The sequence below is a fragment of the Pseudoduganella sp. HUAS MS19 genome (assembly GCF_053615455.1).
Map to the genome: position 1 here is coordinate 6301620 of NZ_CM132133.1, position 16573 is coordinate 6318192.

17 protein-coding genes are annotated in these 16573 nt (G+C 63.3%); 4 read left to right on the forward strand and 13 right to left on the reverse strand.

Annotated elements, in window-relative coordinates; translation table 11 throughout:
- The first annotated feature begins 14 nt into the window (after nucleotides 1-14).
- Complete coding sequence (locus tag ACWBU6_RS28945; RefSeq protein ID WP_452646773.1) at nucleotides 15-2078, forward strand: TonB-dependent receptor plug domain-containing protein; 2064 nt, start codon at nucleotides 15-17, stop codon at nucleotides 2076-2078.
- Nucleotides 2079-2146: 68 nt separating this feature from the next.
- On the forward strand, nucleotides 2147-2854 hold the full coding sequence (locus ACWBU6_RS28950) for a M23 family metallopeptidase (protein WP_452646774.1): 708 nt from the start codon (nucleotides 2147-2149) through the stop codon (nucleotides 2852-2854).
- On the opposite strand, the gene ACWBU6_RS28955 is transcribed toward ACWBU6_RS28950, so the two are convergent.
- The 7 genes from ACWBU6_RS28955 to pyrC form a co-directional block, all read right to left on the reverse strand.
- The gene (locus tag ACWBU6_RS28955; protein ID WP_452646775.1) at nucleotides 2851-3270 is read right to left on the reverse strand and encodes a glutaredoxin family protein; all 420 of its coding nucleotides are present in this window, start codon (nucleotides 3268-3270) and stop codon (nucleotides 2851-2853) included. The two genes, ACWBU6_RS28950 and ACWBU6_RS28955, sit on opposite strands and share 4 nt — an antisense overlap.
- 158 nt (nucleotides 3271-3428) lie before the next feature.
- Nucleotides 3429-3557 carry a hypothetical protein gene (locus ACWBU6_RS28960; protein ID WP_452646776.1) on the reverse strand — a complete coding sequence of 43 codons (129 nt, stop codon included), beginning with the start codon at nucleotides 3555-3557 and terminating at the stop codon, nucleotides 3429-3431.
- 1 nt (nucleotide 3558) lies between these two features.
- Nucleotides 3559-4785 carry an MFS transporter gene (locus ACWBU6_RS28965; RefSeq protein WP_452646777.1) on the reverse strand — a complete coding sequence of 409 codons (1227 nt, stop codon included), beginning with the start codon at nucleotides 4783-4785 and terminating at the stop codon, nucleotides 3559-3561.
- A 76-nt stretch (nucleotides 4786-4861) separates the two neighbouring features.
- Nucleotides 4862-5356: a hypothetical protein gene (locus tag ACWBU6_RS28970; RefSeq protein WP_452646778.1), complete on the reverse strand. Its 495-nt coding sequence runs from the start codon at nucleotides 5354-5356 to the stop codon at nucleotides 4862-4864.
- Nucleotides 5357-5465: 109 nt separating this feature from the next.
- Nucleotides 5466-6449 carry a Gfo/Idh/MocA family protein gene (locus ACWBU6_RS28975; protein WP_452646779.1) on the reverse strand — a complete coding sequence of 328 codons (984 nt, stop codon included), beginning with the start codon at nucleotides 6447-6449 and terminating at the stop codon, nucleotides 5466-5468.
- Between the two features lie 13 nt (nucleotides 6450-6462).
- Nucleotides 6463-7257, reverse strand: coding sequence for a DUF3025 domain-containing protein (locus ACWBU6_RS28980; protein ID WP_452646780.1), 795 nt, complete (start codon nucleotides 7255-7257; stop codon nucleotides 6463-6465).
- Nucleotides 7258-8307 carry a dihydroorotase gene (gene pyrC / locus ACWBU6_RS28985; protein WP_452646781.1) on the reverse strand — a complete coding sequence of 350 codons (1050 nt, stop codon included), beginning with the start codon at nucleotides 8305-8307 and terminating at the stop codon, nucleotides 7258-7260. It abuts the gene before it with no gap.
- A 112-nt stretch (nucleotides 8308-8419) separates the two neighbouring features.
- Between pyrC and ACWBU6_RS28990 the strand changes: the two genes are divergently transcribed.
- Complete coding sequence (locus tag ACWBU6_RS28990; protein WP_452646782.1) at nucleotides 8420-8905, forward strand: VOC family protein; 486 nt, start codon at nucleotides 8420-8422, stop codon at nucleotides 8903-8905.
- On the opposite strand, the gene ACWBU6_RS28995 is transcribed toward ACWBU6_RS28990, so the two are convergent.
- The 5 genes from ACWBU6_RS28995 to ACWBU6_RS29015 form a co-directional block, all read right to left on the reverse strand.
- Nucleotides 8902-10356 (reverse strand): amidohydrolase family protein, encoded by a 1455-nt coding sequence (locus tag ACWBU6_RS28995; RefSeq protein ID WP_452646783.1) that lies wholly within the window; start codon nucleotides 10354-10356, stop codon nucleotides 8902-8904. The genes ACWBU6_RS28990 and ACWBU6_RS28995 overlap by 4 nt on opposite strands.
- Nucleotides 10357-10472: 116 nt before the next feature.
- Nucleotides 10473-11165, reverse strand: coding sequence for an amino acid ABC transporter permease (locus tag ACWBU6_RS29000; RefSeq protein WP_452646784.1), 693 nt, complete (start codon nucleotides 11163-11165; stop codon nucleotides 10473-10475).
- The gene (locus ACWBU6_RS29005; RefSeq protein WP_452646785.1) at nucleotides 11165-11911 is read right to left on the reverse strand and encodes an amino acid ABC transporter permease; all 747 of its coding nucleotides are present in this window, start codon (nucleotides 11909-11911) and stop codon (nucleotides 11165-11167) included. The genes ACWBU6_RS29000 and ACWBU6_RS29005 overlap by 1 nt, the downstream gene beginning before the upstream one ends.
- Nucleotide 11912: 1 nt before the next feature.
- Nucleotides 11913-12827 (reverse strand): amino acid ABC transporter substrate-binding protein, encoded by a 915-nt coding sequence (locus ACWBU6_RS29010; protein ID WP_452646786.1) that lies wholly within the window; start codon nucleotides 12825-12827, stop codon nucleotides 11913-11915.
- A 36-nt stretch (nucleotides 12828-12863) separates the two neighbouring features.
- Entirely contained in the window at nucleotides 12864-13589 is a 726-nt protein-coding gene (locus ACWBU6_RS29015) for an amino acid ABC transporter ATP-binding protein (protein ID WP_452646787.1), read from the reverse strand.
- 137 nt (nucleotides 13590-13726) lie between these two features.
- Here ACWBU6_RS29015 and ACWBU6_RS29020 point away from each other — a divergent pair, with 137 nt between their 5' ends.
- On the forward strand, nucleotides 13727-14998 hold the full coding sequence (locus ACWBU6_RS29020) for a dicarboxylate/amino acid:cation symporter (RefSeq protein ID WP_452646788.1): 1272 nt from the start codon (nucleotides 13727-13729) through the stop codon (nucleotides 14996-14998).
- 97 nt (nucleotides 14999-15095) lie between these two features.
- On the opposite strand, the gene ACWBU6_RS29025 is transcribed toward ACWBU6_RS29020, so the two are convergent.
- Entirely contained in the window at nucleotides 15096-16562 is a 1467-nt protein-coding gene (locus ACWBU6_RS29025) for a M20 family peptidase (RefSeq protein WP_452646789.1), read from the reverse strand.
- Nucleotides 16563-16573 lie beyond the last annotated feature (11 nt).

The following is a 16573-nucleotide window of genomic DNA, read 5'->3' on the forward strand; positions in this document are numbered from 1 at the left end:
CCTGAGGAATCGAAATGAAGAACACTGCATTCATGCTGGCCACTGCGCTGGCAGCCCAAGCCGCGCCTGCGCAGCCCGTTGTCGAGATCAAATCGGCGCGCCTCGACCAGCGCAAGGAAGACACGGCCAGCACCGTGGTGCTGACCCGCGAAGAGCTGGCCGCCAACGGCGACCGTACCGTGGCCGACGCCCTGCGCCGCCTGCCCGGCATCACCATCAGCGACAGCGCCGGCATCCGCATGCGCGGCCTGGGCAAGGGCTACACGCAAGTCCTGCTGAACGGACAGCCCGCCCCCAGCGGCTTCTCGCTGGACAGCCTGGCGCCGGAATTGATCGAGCGCGTCGAAGTGCTGCGCGGCGCTTCCGCCGTCCTCGGTACGCAAGGCATCGCCGGCACCATCAACATCATCCTGCGCAAATCCGCCAGCCGCACCATGCAGGAAATGCAGCTGGGAGCGGACAGCGTGCACGGAGCGTGGTCGCCGCGACTTGCCGCGCAGTCCACCGGCAAGGCAGTCGGCTGGTCGCACAATATCAGTGCCGTGCTGTCGCGCAGCAGCACGCCCGCCGGCCGGAGCATCACCGACAGCGCGCCCGGCATGCTACGCGTCACCCGCGCGCATGAGGAAAACGTCGGCGAATCGCTCAACCTCAGTCCGCGGCTGAACTGGACCACGGCCGGCGGCGACAGCTTCGCGCTGCAAACCATCGCCATCATCAACCGCCGCGACATCACCTACCATTCGCTGGAAGAAGTGCAACTCGGCGCATCAGGCGACTTTGCGGAGGTGCGCAGCCGCTTCCTGGCGCGCGGCTATTTCCTGCGCAGCGAGCTGACTTGGCAACACCCCCTGGCCAGCGGTGCGCAATGGGAATTCAAGCTGGGCGGCAGCACGGCGCCGCGCCGCTCCGATTTCAATTTCGCCGGCTTGCCGCTGGCCGGTCCCGGCCCGACCCTGCGCCATGTCGATGGCGATATCCGCGAACATGGCTTCAACTACGGCGGCAAGTATTCCCACCCGCTTGGCAACGGCCACGCCCTGGTCGCGGGCTGGGACGGCTCCGCCATGCAGCGCATGCAAACTCGCATCGAGCATGAATACAGCCATGCCGGCGCGCTGAACTTCCTGCGCGACGACCGCTATGACGGGCGCATCGAACGCCTGGCAGCCTTTGCGCAAGACGAATGGAAGCGCGATGCCGACTCATGGTCGGCCGGCCTGCGCTGGGAAACCATGCACACCGAGGCGCACGACCGCAACACCCCATCGGTGCGCCAGCGCAGCGCCATCGTCAGCCCCGTGCTGGGGTGGATGCGCAAGCTGCCTGGCGACACCCAACTGCGCCTTGGTGCCAGCCGCACTTACAAGGCGCCCAATATGCTCGACCTGATTCCGCGCCGCTTCACATCGGACAATAACAACAGCCCGACCAATCCCGACACCCAGGGCAATCCTGCGCTGCGCCCCGAGCTGGCTTGGGGCCTCGACGCCGGCATCGACTACTATTTCGCCAAGGACAGCCTGCTCAGTGCCAACATCTACGCACGCGACATCGACAACGTGATCCTGTCCACGCTGTACCACGACGGCGGGCGCTGGGTCAGCATGCCGGACAACCATGGCGGCGCCCGCACGCATGGCCTGACGCTGGAGCTGCGCATGCCGCTCACCGCTGCGCTATCGATGCGCGCAAATGCCACCTTCAACCGTTCCCGGCTTGACCGCGTGCCCGGGCCCGGCAACCGCCTCGCTGCGCAAACCCCGCTGAGCGGCACTGCAGCCCTCAGCTACAAGCGCGCCGCACTCACGCTCGATGCCGAGTTCTCTTACGAAGCAGGCGGGCCTAGCCGCGATTCGGCCGCCTTCGTTTCCACCGCAGCTTACCAGCGCAAGCTGGACCTGCGCGCCACCTGGAAGCTGTCGCCGCAGCAAGAGTTGCGCCTTGCCTTATCCGACGTGCTGCATCCCGACCGCGCCGACAGCAGCCGATATCAAGTCCTCGACTGGCGCCAGTCCACCATCAGCACACGCGGCGGCGCCATCTTGCGGCTCAACTACAAGCAGAACTTCAACTAACGAAAGAAACATTGTCTGTTCCTTACGAATTTGCCAGAGTGCATCTTATTATGCGAAACTCGCCCGCTATGTCTAAGTTCACCAACATCCTCCTGATGGCCATGCTGGCCGCCGCCAACGTCTTGCAGCCTGCAGCCGCGATGCCTGAACCATTGGACCTTCCGCTGCCAAAGGAAGAGAAAGAAGCGAAAGAGTCGCTCCAGCAGCAATGGCGCCTGCCCTTGGAAGGCGGCCGCGTAAGCAGCTTCTTTGGCGCCGCGCGTGGACGACGCGCGCACGGCGGCATCGATTTCTCGGTGCCGCACAACACGCCGGTCATGGCAACCGACAGCGGCACCGTGGTGGCATCGAGCATGGGCTACCTGGGCGACCGCAAGTACGGCAATGTGGTGGTGATCGAACATGAAGGCGGACTGCGCTCGCTGTACGCGCACCTGAACAAGCGCAATGTGAATGTCGGCGATACCGTGGCTGCCGGCGAACTGATTGGCCTTTCCGGCGCCACCGGCCGCGCCACCGGCCCCCACCTGCACCTGGAAGCCTACCAGGACGGCACCCGCATCGACCCGAACCGCTTCATGCTGGCCGACCTGGAAGATAAAGCACTGCCATCGGCCATGCGTGCCAAGCGCACCGGCGTGGAAGAAGTCCCGCCGGCGCCGCACAAAGCGAGCAAGGGCAAGAAGGTCAAAGCCACGCGCGTTGCCAGCACCAGGACTTCGAAAAAGAAAACGCAGGTTGCCCAGAAAGCCAGCAAGACCCGCAGGCACGCTTAACGCGGCTCTTCCGCGTTCAGGGCAGAGATCAAGGCGTTGTAGTTCAAGCCCTCTTGCAGCCGCTTGCCGCGCACGACAAACAGTGGGAAGCCTGTCCCGCGCAGGCGGTCGAACTTGTCCTTGCAGTACAGGTCGCCTTCTACATTGCAGTCCGTATAAGGGATATCGTTGGCAGCAAAGGTCGCTTTCGCTTCCTTGCAATAGCCGCACCATGGCGCGGAATACAGCACGATGTCGGTCGGCTTCGCCCCCGCTGCGGCTGACTGCAAGCGCTCCCCGACCGTTTCCGCGGCCGTGCTGCCGGAAGCGTCCGGGCCGCGCAAATGCGATATGCCCTGGTTAATGCCCCATCCGACCGCCACGACGAGGACGATCTTGATCAGCGGCCCCCAATCCCATCCCTGCTTTACTTGCACGGGCGCGGACGCATAGCGTCCCACCGCAGATGGGGTTGATTCATTGGCTTTGGTATAACAAACACCGCAAGCAGGGCATTGCCATTCTGGATTGGTGGCATTAGGCGGCCGCACATGGCTGCACTTGGGACAGATAACGGGACTAGGCATTGTCAGAATTATAAGCAAAGATAGATGCGGTTGGCCAGGTCGAGCATGAAGGCCGGCTGCAAATAAGCGATGAAAGCCAGCGCCAGAACGGCTACGCCCAGCGCCCACAGGCCGATGCGGAGCAGCCGCTGCTTCATGTCAGGCCGCCTTCAGGCCGGCTGCTCTGCGCACCAGGGGACGCTCGTCGATCGGCAGGTTGGCCAGGCCGGCAACAATTCCCAGGCCGAGTGTAATGCCCCATACCACGTCGTAGCTGCCAAGCCTGTCGAACAGGTAGCCGCCCAGCCACACGCCAATGAAGCTGCCCACCTGGTGCGACAGGAAGACTACGCCTGCCAGCATCGACATATGCTTCAAGCCGAACACGCCGGCAATGATGCCGTTGGTAAGCGGCACCGTGGCCAGCCACAGGAAACCGATTGCGGCGGCAAACAGGTAGACCGACCACTGCGAGAGGGGCGCCAACAGGAACAGGCCGATCACCACCGAGCGCGCGAAGTAGATTGAAGAAAGCAGGTAGCGCTTCGGCATGCGGCCGCCCAGCTGGCCGGCGGTGAAGGAGCCGAAAATGTTGAACAGGCCAATCAGCGCCAGCGCCATCACCGCCACGCCCGGCGTGGCAATGCCCTGGTCCTTCAGGTAGGCCGGCAGGTGGGCGCCGACGAAGACCAACTGGAAACCGCACACGAAATACCCCGCCACCAGCAGCAGGAAGGAACGGTTGCCAATCGCTTCGCGCATGGCCTCGCCCACGCTCTGGTGGGCGCCGCCGCTTGCCGCTTCGTGTTTCGGCTCGCGCAGGAAGGCCGTCATCGGAATCATCAGCAGGAAGACCAAGCCGGCCAGGGCGTAGAAGGCCTGCTGCCAGCCGATCGAAGAAATCAACTGCTGTTCGATGGGCATCATCAGGAACTGACCGAAGGAGCTGGCCGCGCCCGACACGCCGAAGGCCCAGGAGCGCTTTTCCATCGGCGCCGCACGGCCGATAATGCCGCTCACCGCACCGAAGGCGGTACATGCCAGCCCGAGGCCAATGAACACGCCGGAGCCGATGATGAACAGTGTCGGCTGGGTCACCGTCGCCATCCACAACAGGCCGGCCATATAGGAGAAAGCGCCGGCGATCACCACGCGCTGGGTGCCCCAGCGGTCCGCCACCATGCCGGCGAAGGGGCCGAAGGCGCCCCACAGCAAGTTTTGCAGGGCCAGCGCCAGCGAATAGGTCTCGCGGGTCCAGCCGTTGGCCTGCGAAATCGGCTGCATCCAGAAGCCGAAGCCGTGCCGCACGCCCATCGACAGCGTCAGCACGACGCCGGTCGTGATCAGGATCGTCTTGAGATTGAGTTGGCGTTCATTGCTGGTCATGGCGGCATCCTGGCTGGCTAAGAGAGCCAGTGTAAAGGATGCCGTCGAATCCTGCTGGCGGCCCGCCAAAACCGCCTTAACGCTTCCAGTAGCTCATGCGGCCGCTCAGGATGATGTTGCCCACGCCGGTCACCATGTCCTCGCCGCCCTGCAACTGCCCGCCGCCGGTGGCAAAGATGTACTGGCCAGTGCCGCCAACGATCTGGAAGGTGGCGCCGTTGAAGACGTAGTTGGTACCCTGGCCGGTCGGCACGAACTGGCCGCTGTAGTCGGCGTAAATCTGGTCGCCGGACACGGTCATGAGGATCATGCGGCCGCGGTTGAAGTTGTAGATCGCACCATCCGGCGTGATGCAGTCGCTGGCGACGTAGGCGACTCGGCCCAGCAGGGGGCTGGTGCCGTGGCCCGTGATGGTGCCGCCGAAATTGGAGGGGCAACGGGCCGACGGTCCCGGTACCTCCTGGATGACGCCGGTTACTTTAAGGTCAGTAGTGACCCAGTGTGCCGACGCGGCGCTGGATGCCAGTGCCAGCGCTGCCCCGCCTGCCAGCTTCAGGATTGCATGATGCATACCACCCTCCAACGAAAGTTAAAAATACGATAATAACTTTATGGCAATTGAAGGGCTAATGGTTTTTTGTAAAGAGTTGTCGCGTGTGGCGCGCGCGTCAATCCGTGCTTCAATCGACGCTGTAACGCACGCCAAGCTGGGCGCGCAGCTCATCCAGTACGCCCATCAACCCGACGGTTTCATCGAGCGGCATTTCCGGGCTTTCCAGCAAACCCTCGCGCAGGCAGCGCCCCACTTCCATCGCTTCATGCGCATAGCCGTTGCCGATGCGCGGGAAATGGAATTCGCGCTCGCTGCCGTCGTTCAGGGCGATGGTGAAGCGCTCGGCATGGTGGAAGCGCCCGTGCAAGCGCAGGAAGCCCTTGTCGCCGCAGACGCTCAGCGTGGCCGGGGTGCGGGCATTCAGGCTGCAGCTGCAGGCCGACAGCGAACCGTCCTCGTGGTGCAGTACGAAATTGGCCTGCACGTCGACGCCCGCCGGCGTCAGCTCCCCATAGCCACGCGCGCCTGTGACGCGGCCGAGGAAGAAGGCAGCCATCGACAGCGGATAAATGCCCAGGTCGAGCAAGGCGCCGCCGCCCAGCGCCGGGTTGAACAGGCGATGCTCAGGACCGGCATCGGCGACAAAGCCCAGGTCGGCCTGCAGGTTGCGCACATTGCCGATCTCGCCCATGTCGATCATGCGCTTCGCTTCCAGGATGGCAGGCTGGAAGCGGGTCCACATCGCTTCCATCACGAACAGTTTGCGCTCGCGCGCCAGGTCCACGATTTCCTGCGCCTCGCGGCGGTTCAGGGTAAACGCCTTTTCCACCAGCAGCGCCTTGCCGCCCTTCAGGCACATGATGGCGTTTTCGTGATGCATGGCGTGCGGGGTGGCGATGTAGATGACATCCACGCCGTCATCGTCGGCCAGCGCCTGGTAGTTGCCATGGGCACGCTTGGCGCCGTACTCCCCGCCGAACTCGGTAGCGCTATCTAAGCTGCGCGACGCAACGGCCGTCAGTTCGGCATCAGGGACCTCGCGCAGCGCCGTGGCGAAGGCCTTGGCAATCTTGCCGGTGCCGAGGATGCCCCAGCGAATAATCTTGTCCATTCAAAGCTCCTATTCAAGCGGACTTCCGCTTGGGGCGGAATACCGTGTCGTCTGCGTAAAAAGCGTCATCCTGTTGCGGCCACCAGCCGGGAATGCCCAGCACCGGCAGCGGTGTAAAGCCGCCCTTGGCCAAACCCTCGCCGGCCAGGCGCGCGGCCTCGTCGCGGTCCAGCCAGGCGCGGCGGCCAGCGCCGTCCAGCGACCAGTAATCGCCGCCGGCCAGCACTACACGGGTGTGGGCGGTGATCGCCTTGTAAGGGGCCACCAGTTTCTCCATCAGCGCATGGCCGAACAGCCAGACCTCCGCGTCGCTGCCGAACATGGCGGCGCGCTGCACGAAGGCTTCGCTCCAGCGGTGGTTGCGCAAGGCATCGACCAGGGCTGCGCCTTCGGCGTCGTCGCGCACGACCAGCAGCGCCGAGTTTTCGTCATAGATAGTAGCAGCATCGCGCGCCGGACCGCGGGACTTGCCTACGCCGTCCAGCGCGATCTGCGCCGCCTGCAGGGCGTTGAGCTGGCGTTTGACGAGGGGGAAAGTCAGCCACACCAGGCCGTTGAAGAAGTCGTGCAGGTTGTCGCGGGTCGGCACCTGGCCGGTGGCCCCGATGAATTCTTCGTATGCCGTTCCTTCAGGGAGGGCGGCTTGCGGCACGAAACGCAACGGCTGGCCTGCGTGGTTGACCAGCGCCAGCGCGGCCGCCTGTTCGCAGAACGGCCCGACAACACTGGGCAGGGAGAGGTCGACGCGGGAGGCGGCATCCCGCACCGAGGCGTACCAGGCGCGGGACCAGTCGATCTCCTGGAACACTTAGGCCATTTTCCAGTTGATCGTTTCGCCTGCGTTCAGCGGGATCAGCCTGGAATCGCCGAACGGCAGGTCGGCCGGCAGCGTCCACTGCTCGCGCTTTAGGGTGATGGTGCCCTTGTTCGGTTCCAGGCCGTAGAAGGCCGGGCCGTTCAGGGAGGCGAAGGCTTCCAGCTTGTCCAGTGCTCCGGCGCGGGCGAAGGCTTCGGTGTACAGCTCCATCGCATGCAGCGCGGTGTAGCAGCCGGCGCAGCCGCAGGCCGCTTCCTTGGCGCCCTGCGCATGCGGCGCGGAGTCGGTGCCGAGGAAGAAACGCTCATCGCCGCTGGTCGCCGCAGTCACCAGCGCCAGGCGGTGTTCTTCGCGCTTCAGCACCGGCAGGCAGTAGTAGTGCGGGCGGATGCCGCCCTTGAAGATCTCGTTGCGGTTGTAGAGCAGGTGGTGGGCGGTGATGGTGGCCGCGATCGGGCCTTCCGCTTCCGCCACGTATTGCGCGGCATCCTTGGTGGTGATGTGTTCGAATACGATGTTCAGGGCCGGCAGGTCCTTGCGCAGCGGGCGCATCACGCGCTCGATGAAGACGGCTTCGCGGTCGAACAGGTCGATATCCTGGTCGGTCACTTCGCCGTGCACCAGGAAAGGCATGCCAACTTCCTGCATGGTTTCCAGCACCTTGTAGCACTTGGCCAGGTCGGTCACGCCGGCGTCGGAGTTGGTGGTGGCACCGGCCGGGTACAGCTTGACCGCGTGCACGAAGCCGCTGTCGGCGGCGCGGATGATTTCGTCCGGCGAGGTGTTGTCGGTCAGGTAGAGCGTCATCAGCGGCTCGAAGTCCATGCCTTGCGGCAGGGCGGCCAGGATGCGGTCGCGGTAGGCGGCTGCCTGCGCCACGGTGGTGACTGGAGGTTTCAAATTTGGCATCACGATCGCGCGGCCAAACTGGCGCGCGGTGTCCGGCAGGACGCTGGCCATGGTGGCGCCGTCACGCAGGTGAAGGTGCCAGTCGTCTGGGCGGGTGATGGTGATGCTGTGCGGGATCTCGAAGTCACTCATGGCGGCAGGCTTTCCTTTAAAACGAATCCCGCCATTTTACCTGCTGTACCGCAGGGGCCGCGAGAATGTGCGATATTGGCGCTTCCCCCGCAATCCTTTGAGGAGGCAAGCGATGGCTAGCAAGAATACAGTCTGTCTGTGGTACGACGGCGATGCACTGGATGCCGCTACCTTCTACGCAAAAACCTTTCCAGATAGCGCAGTCGGCGCAATCAACCGGGCACCGGGAGACTACCCGGACGGCAAGCAGGGCGACGTTCTCGTAGTCGAGTTCACGGTCGCCGGCATCCCGTGCATCGGCCTGAATGGCGGCCCCGTTTTCAAGCACAGCGAAGCGTTTTCTTTTCAGATTGCAACCGACGACCAGGAAGAAACCGACCGCTTATGGAACGCCATTGTCGACAATGGCGGCCAGGAAAGCGCCTGCGGCTGGTGCAAGGACCGCTGGGGCCTGTCCTGGCAGATCACGCCGCGCATCCTGACGGAGGCAATTGCCGACCCGGATCGCGCAGCGGCCAAGCGGGCTTTCGACGCAATGATGGATATGAAGAAGATCGACGTCGCGAAAATCGGGAAAGCCTGGCGCGGCGCCGCTTAATCGGCGGCAGGCGCCGGGTGCTCCTCCGCGTAGCGGCGCGCCGTTTCCAGCATCGCGTCCAGCTGGCGCCGGTCGTAGACCTTGCCATGGCTGACCACCATGCGAACCTTGCGGGTGTTGGCGATGTCCTGCAGCGGATTCGCGTCCAGCACCAGCAGGTCGGCTGCCTTGCCCTTGGCAACGGCGCCATAGCGCTCCTGCTTACCGAGGAAGCGCGGACCGTTGATCACCGACGCTTGCAGCGCCTGCTGCGGCGTCAGGCCGTATTTGACGAAGATGCCCAGTTCGTCGTGCAAGCCCTGGCCAGGGTAGTCGAAGGAATTCAGGAAACCCGCATCGGTACCGGCAATAATGTTGACGCCTTCCTGCTGCAGCAACGGCAGCAGAGAGGCGGCTTTTTCGTACGAGGCGTGGCGATAGGCGATAGCGGCCGCGTCATCCTTGGCCGCACGCTGCACGCGCCATTCGTAAGTCTTGCGCAGGCCCTTGCCGATGTATTTCAGGTATGGGTCGTTGGCATGGTCGTCCTGGTCCAGGTAGGCGGTGACTTGCGAGCCCACCAGGGTCGGAGTGATCGACATGCCGGCTGCAGCCATGCGGCGGAAGGTGGCGCGTGCAGTCGCTTCGTCGAAGCTTTCCACGCTGGCGCGCATGGCCTCGCGGCCGGTGATCTTTCCTGCCGCGACCTGGGCCGTCAATTCCGCTTCGCGCGGGGTTGCGCCGCGCAGTGCGTAGGATTGGTGTTCGATGCTGCCCAAGCCTGCCTGCATTACCTGGTCCAGAGTGAGCTGCACCGGCAGGTGGCCGGAAGTCTGCATGCCGCGCGCCTTGGCCTGGCGCACGGCTTCCAGGAAGATTTCCGGCTGCATGGTGTTCTCGGTGATCTTCACGAAGTCCACGCTGCGCGACTGCAGGTAGTCCAGCGCCTTGCTGACTTCTTCCGGCGTGCCGACCTGGATGGTGCCCTTCCACAGCGGCTTGTAGCCCTCCAGTTTCGGCCCGGACGCGAAGATGGTCGGGCCTACCAGCTTGCCCTGGTTGATCCGGTCGCGCCAGTCGAGCACCGTGTCGGACAGGTCGCCCGCGCAATCACGCACCGTGGTAATGCCGTGGGCCAGGTAGAGGCCCAGCAGCTGCTTGTTCTCTTCGACCAGGGCGGGACCGCCGCCGAAGTGCACGTGGGTATCCCACAGGCCCGGCATCAGGTATTTGCCCGGCAGCCTGACGGTTCGCTTTGGAGAGAAGTCTTTCAACTTTGCGTTGTCGACAACCGCAATGATGTCGCCGCCCTTCAGCAGCACCGCCTTGCCTTGCACCAGGTGACCCGAAGCCACATCGACAATCGTGGCCTGCGTCAGCGCCAGGTCTGCCACCACGCTTCCCGCAGCCTGCGCGCTGCCGAACGCTCCCAGCACCAGCAAGGCGCCAACCGAAAGTTTAGTCGTCTTCATGCACTACATGGTACACATCGGGCAAGCTGCAAACCAGACGCGAAAACAATGCGGTACACCTCTGCTACATCCTGAAACATGGCGAAAGACCTGGCGCCGCAATCTTTCGACCGAAATCAGCGAATAATCGCGATACGCCGCTGCATGCGGCGCACCAGCCAGGACAGGAGCGTGCAGAGGATGAAATACACCAGCGCCACAAAGAGGTACATCTCGACCAGCCGCCCGTCGCGCTGGGCGATCTTGCTGGCCGCGCCGACGAAGTCGGGGACGGACAAGACGTAGACCAGCGACACATCCTGGAACAGCACGATGGTCTGCGTCAGCAGCACCGGCAGCATGTTGCGGAACGCCTGGGGCAGCACTACTTTCGACATGGTTAGCCAGTAATTCATGCCCAGCGCCTGCGCCGCCTGGACCTGTCCCTTCGGAATGGCCTGTATGCCGCCGCGCATGATCTCGCAGTAGTAGGCCGCCTGGAACAGGGTGAAGGTGACCAGGGCCGACACGAAGGTGCCGACCTTGACCGGCTCGGAGGCGCTGATCATCCACGCGGCGATGTAAGGCACCAGGAAGTAGAACCAGAAAATCACCAGCACCAGCGGCACGGCGCGAACCAGGTTGACGTATCCCGCAGCGGCCAGCGACAGCACGCGCAGCGGCGACAGGCGCGCCATCGCCAGCAAAGTGCCAAGCGCCACGCCGCCCAGCATGGACAGCACGGTCAGCTTGAGCGTGAACGCCATGCCCACCTCGAACAGGTAGACCCACGAACCGGCAATCACGCCAAAGTCAAAGTTGGCAAACATCAGGCAGCCCTCCGCGCTTCGGCGCCCAGGGTGCCGGGCAGTGCGAGGTGCCGCTCAAGCAGCGTCATGCCGGCGACGACAATGATGTTGGCGATAACGTAGATCGCCGTGGCAGCGGCAAACGCTTCAAAGAACTGGAAAGAGAACTCCTGCATCGAGCGCGCGCTGGCTGTCAGCTCCATCAGGCCGATGGTGAGCGCAACGGAACTGTTCTTGATGATGTTGAGGAATTCGCTGGCCAGCGGCGGCAGCACGATGCGCAGGCCAAGCGGCAGCAGCACATACTCGTAAGCCTGCACGCTCGAGAGCCCCAGCGCCAGCGCTGCCAGGCGCTGGCCGCCGGCAAGCGCATTGATACCGGCCGCCACCTGCACCGCCACGCGCGCGGAAGTGAAGAATCCCAGGCACAGCACGGCCGTCACGAAAGGCGCATTCGGCAGCGCCTTGAGCCAGTCCCCCGCCGCGCGCGGCAGCAGTTCCGGCAATACGAAGTACCAGAGGAACATCTGCACCAGCAGCGGAATATTGCGAAACACTTCCACCCAGCAGATGGCGAAGCGGCGCAGCCAGCGGTGGGGCACGGTGCGCAGGGTGCCGACAGCGATGCCCAGGGCCAGCGCGATCACCCAGCCGGCCAGCGAGGTCGCCAGCGTCCACGCCAGGCCGGATAGCAAGGTATCCCAATAACTGTGCACACCGTCCGGGGACAGCTCCCAGAAGATGCCCCAGTTCCAGTTGTAGTGCATGCTACCGGTATGCTGCCGGGTCCGGCGAATCGGTCGGCTTGACCAGCACTGCCTTCAGCGTTGCCGGCATCGGGAAATTGAGGTTCACGCCGCGCGGCGGGATCGGGCTCATGAACCACTTCTTGTAGATGCGCAGGATGTCGTCGGACTGGTAGACCTTGCGCAGCGCCTCGTCGACCGACTTCTTGAAGGGCATATCGTTCTTGCGCATCATGATGCCGTAGGGTTCCACCGACATCGCCTCCTTGCTGACGGCGAAATCGACCGGCGCCTTGGACGTGGCCACCTGCGCCGCAAGAAGGATGTCGTCATTGGCCTCCGCCTCGGCCCGTCCCGTCTCCAGCATCAGGAAGGACTCAGGATGATCCTTGCCTATCAGGATCTTCATGCCCAGCTTGCGCTCGTTGTTCAGAATCGTCATCTGCTTCAGCGTGGTGGTGCCGGCGGTAGCCACCAGCACCTTGCCCTTCATGTCGTCCAGCGTCTGGATGTTGGCCGACTTCTTGGCCAGCAGGCGGCTGGAGATCACGAACATGGTCGATGCGAACGCAACCTGCTGCTGGCGTTCCGCATTATTGGTGGTGGAGCCGCATTCGAGGTCGATGGTGCCGTTGGCCATCAGGGGGATGCGGTTGGCGGAAGTGACCGGGTTGTAAGCCACCTTCAGCGCCGGCATCGCAAGCTGCGTCTTCAGGTGCTCGACGACTTTCAGGCACAGGTCGACCGAATAGCCCTGGTACTGCTGCTTGTCATCAAGATAAGAGAAAGGGATGGAGCCGTCGCGTACGCCCAACACGATCTGGCCGGTGCGCTTGATCTTGGCGAGCGTGCCGGTGGTTTCCTGGGCATTGGCCGCGTGGGCCGCGTGGGCCGCGGCGGCCAGGCAAAGAAGGGGAAGCAGGCGCAGACAGGTCATGGTGTCCTCCGCTGGCGGGGACAACGGCCCGCCCTGTTAGTGGATGATACGCGCTAAAAAGTCCCGTGCGCGCTCGGAACGCGGCGCGCCGAAGAATTCATCCTTGCTGCAGTCCTCCAGGATACGGCCCTGGTCCATGAAGACCACGCGGTTGGCCACCTTGCGGGCAAAGCCCATCTCGTGGGTCACCACCATCATGGTCATGCCATCCTGCGCCAGGCCGATCATCACGTCCAGTACTTCGTTGATCATTTCCGGGTCCAGGGCGGACGTCGGCTCGTCGAACAGCATGGCAATCGGGTCCATCGCCAGGGCGCGGGCAATGGCCACGCGCTGCTGCTGGCCGCCGGAGAGCTGGTTCGGATACTTGTCCTGGTGCGCCAGCAGGCCGACGCGGTCGAGGTACTTCAGGCCCTTTTCGTTGGCCTCGTCCTGCGAGCGGCGCAGCACCTTGACCTGGCCCAGGGTCAGGTTTTCGCGCACCGAGAGGTGGGGAAACAGTTCGAAATTCTGAAAAACCATGCCGATCCGGGCGCGCAAGGCTGACAGGTCGGTACCCTTGGCGCCGACTGATGTCCCATCGACAATAATTTCACCCTTCTGGAACGGTTCCAGGCCATTGACCGTCTTGATCAGGGTCGATTTGCCCGAGCCCGAAGGTCCGCAGATCACCATGACATCGCCCTTGGCGACCTCGGTGCTGCATTCCGCCAGCACCTGAAAGTTGCCAAACCATTTACTTAAGTCTTTAATTGCGATCATCTTTTTCGTGTTTCAGCAGGTTTATTCTTGCTTGACAGTGGCCTAGAACCGCAAGGATACTTCGGGACTTGCTTAATAGCTCATCAAATCGCTATTCATTCTAACGGCAAATCCACCCTACTTCAGGAATCTTGCTTATGGCCAACAAAAACCGCCTGACCACTTATATCCTCGTCGGCCTGGCGTTGGGTATCCTCACCGGCTACGCCATCAATGTCTCGCAACCGGCGCCACAAGCGACCAGTTTTGCGGAATACATGTCCCTCATTACCACCATGTTCCTGCGCCTGATCAAGATGATCATTGCGCCGCTGGTGTTCTCGACCCTGATGGTCGGCATCGCGCGCATGGGCGACACTAAGGAAGTGGGCCGCGTCGGCATGAAAACCCTGGGCTGGTTCTTCATCGCGTCCGTGCTGTCGCTGACGCTGGGCCTGGTGATGGTCAACATCTTCCGTCCGGGCGATGCACTGTTGGGCCATATCCCGACTGGCGGCGCTGCCGCAGCTGCCACGCTGCAGACTTCCAGCCTGTCGCTGAAAGAGTTCATCACCCACCTGATTCCATCCTCGATCATCGACGGCATGGCCAAGAACGAGATTCTGCAGATTGTGGTGTTCTCGCTGTTCTTCGGCACCGCAGCGGCGGCCGTGGGCAAGAAGGCGGAACCGCTGGTCGACGCAGTGGACGGCATTGCGCACATCATGCTGAAAGTAACCGGTTATGTGATGCAGTTCGCACCGCTGGCCGTGTTTGCCGCCGTTGCCGGCACCATCGCCAAGAGCGGCGTGGGCGTGCTGCAAACCTACGGCGTATTCATGGCGGAGTTCTACCTCTCCATCGCCGTACTGTGGGCCATCCTGATCTTCGCCGGCTTCCTGTTCCTGGGCAGGCGCGTGATGAAGCTGTTGTCGGAAGTCAAAGAACCGACCCTGTTGGCCTTCTCCACCGCTTCCTCCGAAGCCGCTTTCCCGAAAACCCTGGAAGGCCTGGAGCGCTTTGGCGTACGTAACCGCATCGCCGCCTTCGTGCTGCCGATCGGCTACTCCTTCAACCTGGACGGCTCGATGATGTACTGCACCTTCGCGACGGTGTTCATCGCGCAGGCCTACGGCATCAATATGGACCTGGGCACCCAGATCACCATGATGGCCGTACTGATGCTGACGTCCAAAGGCATGGCCGGCGTACCGCGCGCATCGCTGGTGGTGATCGCCGCGACCCTGGCGCAGTTCAACATCCCGGAAGCGGGCCTGGTGCTGCTGCTCGGCATCGACCACTTCTTGGACATGGCACGTTCCGCCACCAACGTAGTGGGCAACTCCATCGCAACCGCCGTCGTAGCGAAGTGGGAAGGCGAACTGGTTGCCACCGACGACCGCGAACTGGCCGACCGCCCACTGCCTTAAAACAACAGGCCTCCAACATAAAAGTCGGGGTCAGCTCCGGCAATCGGACAAATCGCGCTGCGATTTGTCCGATTGCCGGAGCTGACCCCGACTTTCTTTATGCACTGTTCTTCAGGAGCTGGTGGTAGAAGCGGATCATGTCGGCGTAGCCTTTCACCGACATGCGTTCATTGGTGCCGTGGAAGCGCGGCAGGTCTTCCGGGTGGGCACGCACGGGACCGAATTTCAACACGCTGTCGCTCATGCCGTCGAAGTAGCGTGAGTCGGTGGCGCCGATCATCAGGCCGGGCGCTACGACAACGTCGGGGAATACCTGGCGAATGGTGCGGTTCACTGCGGTGAATGCCGCGCCGTCATGGCGCGCCACGCGCGAGGCTTCGGTGTTGAAGTCGCCGTCGGGTGTAATGCGCACCTTGTCGTTGCCGATCACCTGGCGCATATGCTGTTCTACTTCTGCCAGGGTGTCGCCCGGCAGCAGCCGGAAATTGACGGTGGCGCTGGCGGTTCCGGGCAGCACATTGTCTTTGACGCCGGCATTGACGAGCGTCAGCGCGGTGGTGGTGCGGATCAGCGCGTTCGTGCTCGGCGTCCTGGCCAGCATCCTTTCCAGCATGGGCTTGAACAGCCAGAAGTTCGCTAGCGCGACGCGGTTCATGCCCGTCATTTCGGGCGCCATCATTTCAAAGCTTTGCTGCGGCAGGCCCGCCATGCGTACCGGCATCGGGTTCGCTTCCAGCGCAACCAGGGCCTTGCTCATCATGCCGATGGCGGTGTCCTGCGGCGGCATCGAGGAGTGGCCCGGCGCTGTTTCCAGTTCCAGCTTGTAGCTGGCGTAGCCTTTCTCCGCGACGCCAACCATGGCGGCGCCTGGCTGCAGGCCGGGCACCATGCCGTGCACGATCATCAGGCCTTCATCCAACACGTATTCGAGTTTGACGCCGCGCGACTTGAGCAGTTCGGCAATCTTTGCGGCGCCGCGCTTGCCGCCCACTTCTTCATCCGCGCCGTAGGCCAGGTAGACGGTGCGGCGCGGCTGGAAGCCTGCCGCCAGCAGCATTTCGATGGCCTCCATCTGGGCGTACAGGTTGCCCTTGTCGTCCCAGGAGCCACGGCCCCAGATGAATCCATCGCGCACGACGCCGGCGAAGGGCTGCTGCTCCCAGTTCTTTTCCGTGCCCGGTGCGATCGGCACCACGTCCTGGTGCGCCATCCACATCACTGGCGCGGCGCTGGCGTCGCTGCCCTGCCAGGTGTAGAGCAAGGCCTTGCCGTTGACGTTCTCGCGTTTCAGCGCGGCGTGCAGGCGGGGGAAGCTGGCTTGCAGGTGAGCGTGCAGCTTGTCGAATTCGGCGGCGTTGGCGTCCGCGTCCTTGTAATCGGAAATGGTCACGAAACGCAGGGCTTCCCCCAGGCGCTGCGCGGCGGCGGCCTCGTCTATCGCGAGAGCGGGCGCCGTCCCTGCCACCAGCTGCCTACTGCCGCTGCGCGCTGTGTTGACGCCGACCGCAACTGCCAGTACTCCAATTGCCGCGAGGGCTATCGCCAGAACCTTCTTCACCGCCATCCCCGTCCTCC

What these genes read in the sequence shown, in the direction of transcription:
- ACWBU6_RS28945 (WP_452646773.1), top strand. Translation starts at nt 15, where the DNA reads ATGAAGAACACTGCATTCATGCTGGCCACTGCGCTGGCAGCCCAAGCC.
- ACWBU6_RS28950 (WP_452646774.1), top strand. Translation starts at nt 2,147, where the DNA reads ATGTCTAAGTTCACCAACATCCTCCTGATGGCCATGCTGGCCGCCGCC.
- ACWBU6_RS28960 (WP_452646776.1), bottom strand. Translation starts at nt 3,557, where the DNA reads ATGAAGCAGCGGCTGCTCCGCATCGGCCTGTGGGCGCTGGGCGTAGCC.
- ACWBU6_RS28965 (WP_452646777.1), bottom strand. Translation starts at nt 4,785, where the DNA reads ATGACCAGCAATGAACGCCAACTCAATCTCAAGACGATCCTGATCACG.
- ACWBU6_RS28970 (WP_452646778.1), bottom strand. Translation starts at nt 5,356, where the DNA reads ATGCATCATGCAATCCTGAAGCTGGCAGGCGGGGCAGCGCTGGCACTG.
- ACWBU6_RS28975 (WP_452646779.1), bottom strand. Translation starts at nt 6,449, where the DNA reads ATGGACAAGATTATTCGCTGGGGCATCCTCGGCACCGGCAAGATTGCC.
- pyrC (WP_452646781.1), bottom strand. Translation starts at nt 8,307, where the DNA reads ATGAGTGACTTCGAGATCCCGCACAGCATCACCATCACCCGCCCAGAC.
- ACWBU6_RS28990 (WP_452646782.1), top strand. Translation starts at nt 8,420, where the DNA reads ATGGCTAGCAAGAATACAGTCTGTCTGTGGTACGACGGCGATGCACTG.
- ACWBU6_RS28995 (WP_452646783.1), bottom strand. Translation starts at nt 10,356, where the DNA reads ATGAAGACGACTAAACTTTCGGTTGGCGCCTTGCTGGTGCTGGGAGCG.
- ACWBU6_RS29000 (WP_452646784.1), bottom strand. Translation starts at nt 11,165, where the DNA reads ATGTTTGCCAACTTTGACTTTGGCGTGATTGCCGGTTCGTGGGTCTAC.
- ACWBU6_RS29005 (WP_452646785.1), bottom strand. Translation starts at nt 11,911, where the DNA reads ATGCACTACAACTGGAACTGGGGCATCTTCTGGGAGCTGTCCCCGGAC.
- ACWBU6_RS29010 (WP_452646786.1), bottom strand. Translation starts at nt 12,827, where the DNA reads ATGACCTGTCTGCGCCTGCTTCCCCTTCTTTGCCTGGCCGCCGCGGCC.
- ACWBU6_RS29015 (WP_452646787.1), bottom strand. Translation starts at nt 13,589, where the DNA reads ATGATCGCAATTAAAGACTTAAGTAAATGGTTTGGCAACTTTCAGGTG.
- ACWBU6_RS29020 (WP_452646788.1), top strand. Translation starts at nt 13,727, where the DNA reads ATGGCCAACAAAAACCGCCTGACCACTTATATCCTCGTCGGCCTGGCG.
- ACWBU6_RS29025 (WP_452646789.1), bottom strand. Translation starts at nt 16,562, where the DNA reads ATGGCGGTGAAGAAGGTTCTGGCGATAGCCCTCGCGGCAATTGGAGTA.